Consider the following 2879-nt stretch of genomic DNA (forward strand, 5'->3'; position numbering starts at 1 on the left):
CTGTTAGGAGCTATATTTAATATTTCGGCTATATCCTTATCGTTCATTCCCAGCATATATTTTAAATACAGCAGGTATTTGTGCTTGGCCGGGAGCTTTAATACGGCCTTCCCCATTTCTTTGATTTCTTCTTGATGAATAATTCTGTATTCGATGTCGTCATCAAGGCTTGGGATTTCCTCCAGATCGAATTCGCCTCCGGGATAAACATGCTTTTTCTCAATATCTCTGTGTTTGATATGGTTAATCGCTACACTTCTGGAAGTATAGACAAGGTCAATGAGTCCACCTCCGATGGCAAGGGACGAGCCCTGGACAACATTTTTGTAGAGCGATTTTTCCGAACGCTCAAGTACGAGAATATCTACCTTAATGAGTATGAAACCCCGAAATCTCTGCGCAGAGGGTTAAATCAATACATAAAATTTTACAATGAGCAGCGGCTCCATGGATCGCTTGGATATAGACGCCCCGTTGACTTCTACCATCAGGACCTTGCCCAATTAGCATCTTAAGAAGAGGAGGGACACATTTAGCTTATTCTTTTTTGAAATGTGTCTTGACAACGGGGGCACTATACCTGCTATTCCTGCGTCCTCAGCATAATGAATCAATATGCAACACTCTCATGTAAAAATAGATAGGTTTTCCCTGTAAATCTACTTGTTTCACAAAATCGCTCCATTTACTTATTAGTATTTACACAGAACTTTATTCTACTTCCATTTAGAGCATAGTTGCTACTAAACAAACGGCTCCACGATGGTTGCATTATAAGTACTGTGACTAAATAGCTATGACGCGGACAACTTACCAATGGGCCTTCATTAACATTTCCGTCACTAATTAGCTCAATAGCTGGAATTTGCCTTGTACGTTGTACTGGTATAGGTGCATTATCTTGCATGATTTCATCCTTTTCAAGACTTGTAACGCTTTGTACCTTAAGCTGAAGCCAACATGGTAACGGATCACAAATTTCTCCCCATTTAAGATTCTCAATATTCTTAATAGCCTGAAGGCTGGCCTGTGAGTATTCATTATCATTATAGATGATAGTTATCCTTGGATAAGAATTGATGAAAATCGATAAATATACAATGAATATGAAAACAGCACTTATAATCACCAGTCTCGTTGTGACTTTGTATTGCATAAAATACTCCTTTTTAATATTAATTTACATAGCCATGAAAAATATAATTCATGGCTATGTAATGATTTGTTTATATTCTACCAGTAAAATTTGTTATATTTAGTTCGGGATGCAGTAAAATATTTTGTGAAACCGGTTTCCTGAACAAACATGCAAGCTTGAGGAAAACCAAGCGTTGGCGAGAACTGATTACAAAATTCCTGTTCAGCTCCTGGCTTGGGTAGTCTCTCTAGTTGAGCTTGAAGTGTAACATTCGCAGTACTATAGTTTGAGGATGCCCTGTTAGTTCCTATAGTAGTTATATACGTCGTTGTAGTACTTAATACAGATCCTTTGGCAATCCCAATAGTAAAGTCTTTTCCGCCACTAGTACTGTCGCTCCAGCGTGTATCCAGATAAGGTACTGCACTGCTCGGGAAATTGGTCGACCATGGACCACTAGGGTCTACCCACGGTGACACTGGTATACTATGAGTATTTTGAGCTTCGGTGAAATTAAAAGGGGCTACCTTTACATCGTGTTCATAACCGGGATATGAGGAAAAACCACTAATATTTGTCCAGTTAATGTAGTTTCTAATGCAAGGTCCATCATAGGTGTTAGTATCATTTAAAATAAAAATGCCGTTATTAGGTTCCCATCCAGCAATAGCAGTTAATACGCTGCTTTCGGTGGCGTTTTTCTCATTCTTATTAAGATCAGCCTGATTCGAATAAAGATTGTTCGAGTCGGGATTTAGGCTTTTATAGTCAACTACTGTTATACCTTTTTGGACCAACAGGTTTTTAAGCGTATCATTTCCCACTTGTACCTTAATCGATGCAACTTGAATTGGCTTCTCTTTCACATATTCAAGCTGTATTTTGAACTGTTCAAGTTGCTTATCTAAATCATTAGTTATACCCTTTTCGGCATAATCCTTTTGTATTTCTGGGATTTCTGCTATAAGGCCTTTTAAATAATTTGTTTGGTACTGTCTAAGGTCATTCATTGCATCTGAAAGGCTTATTTCAGAACTTACCGGATAATATGTTTTATGATCTCCCCATTCCCATTCCAAAGATTTTATTATTATTTGGTTCTTTTCAACAAATTCTTCGAGATCAGCTTGCTTCATTTGTTTTTCAAATCTTATTGTGGCCACTGAATCTTTTGGGGATTCCAAGGTATATGGATCATTACAATGTGAACATCCAGTATCAATCGGCTGAATTCTTTGTGGGTCCGGCTGGTTATATATTAATTCTGCTGAAGCTGGCAAATATGCAATACCAATTAGTAAGGCTGCCATAAGACATAAGCCGGTAAAAATCTTTTTTTTGTTCATAAAATCACTCCTTTAATTTCTATCCGTTCTGTAAACTTAAATGAAAATTACTTTACAGAGCCTCGTATTTTTATGATAATAATATGCTACTTCCCTAATTGAACTTTGTTTACCCCCTCATAGGCTCCACCTCCTTAAAATGTCTTTCATAAATAAAAGACAACTAAGAAGGCTTCCTGCAACAAATTTTTTCTACTTTTTTCAAATTTTCCTTAGCTAATCTATATATCTTACTCCTTCGGCTATTTCTATTGCCGTGTCTTTTTCCATCTGTCCCCGAATGATGCACATATGGTCATGCATGGGCCATATGATTGTAAGCATAGCATTTTTGATAATAAGCTTTCCTTCATGTCCGTTGATATTGACCGTCTCAATGGAGGAAGCGTTTTGCG

Annotated in this window: 4 protein-coding genes; 1 reads left to right on the forward strand and 3 read right to left on the reverse strand. The window is 37.4% G+C overall.

Annotated elements, in window-relative coordinates:
- Window positions 1-134 precede the first annotated feature (134 nt).
- Window positions 135-515 carry an integrase core domain-containing protein gene (locus AAV90_RS11465; RefSeq protein ID WP_046499215.1) on the forward strand — a complete coding sequence of 127 codons (381 nt, stop codon included), beginning with the start codon at window positions 135-137 and terminating at the stop codon, window positions 513-515.
- A 170-nt stretch (window positions 516-685) separates the two neighbouring features.
- Here the strand turns inward: AAV90_RS11465 and AAV90_RS11470 are convergent, their stop codons facing one another.
- The 3 genes from AAV90_RS11470 to AAV90_RS15485 all read right to left on the reverse strand — a co-directional run bounded on the left by AAV90_RS11470 (window position 686) and on the right by AAV90_RS15485 (window position 2862).
- On the reverse strand, window positions 686-1156 hold the full coding sequence (locus AAV90_RS11470) for a hypothetical protein (protein ID WP_046499217.1): 471 nt from the start codon (window positions 1154-1156) through the stop codon (window positions 686-688).
- 77 nt (window positions 1157-1233) lie between these two features.
- Window positions 1234-2484, reverse strand: a complete 1251-nt coding sequence (locus AAV90_RS11475) for a hypothetical protein (RefSeq protein WP_046499220.1) — start codon at window positions 2482-2484, stop codon at window positions 1234-1236.
- Between the two features lie 216 nt (window positions 2485-2700).
- A complete protein-coding gene (locus tag AAV90_RS15485) occupies window positions 2701-2862 on the reverse strand; it encodes a DUF4367 domain-containing protein (protein ID WP_084691573.1) in 162 nt (53 codons plus the stop codon).
- Window positions 2863-2879 lie beyond the last annotated feature (17 nt).

It is taken from the genome of Syntrophomonas zehnderi OL-4, assembly GCF_000983115.1.
GTDB classification, from domain to species: domain Bacteria; phylum Bacillota; class Syntrophomonadia; order Syntrophomonadales; family Syntrophomonadaceae; genus Syntrophomonas_B; species Syntrophomonas_B zehnderi.

Bases quoted from the DNA above. Each gene is read 5' to 3' on its own strand.
- AAV90_RS11470 (WP_046499217.1), bottom strand. From the start codon at position 1,156: ATGCAATACAAAGTCACAACGAGACTGGTGATTATAAGTGCTGTTTTC.
- AAV90_RS11475 (WP_046499220.1), bottom strand. From the start codon at position 2,484: ATGAACAAAAAAAAGATTTTTACCGGCTTATGTCTTATGGCAGCCTTA.
- AAV90_RS11465 (WP_046499215.1), top strand. From the start codon at position 135: ATGAATAATTCTGTATTCGATGTCGTCATCAAGGCTTGGGATTTCCTC.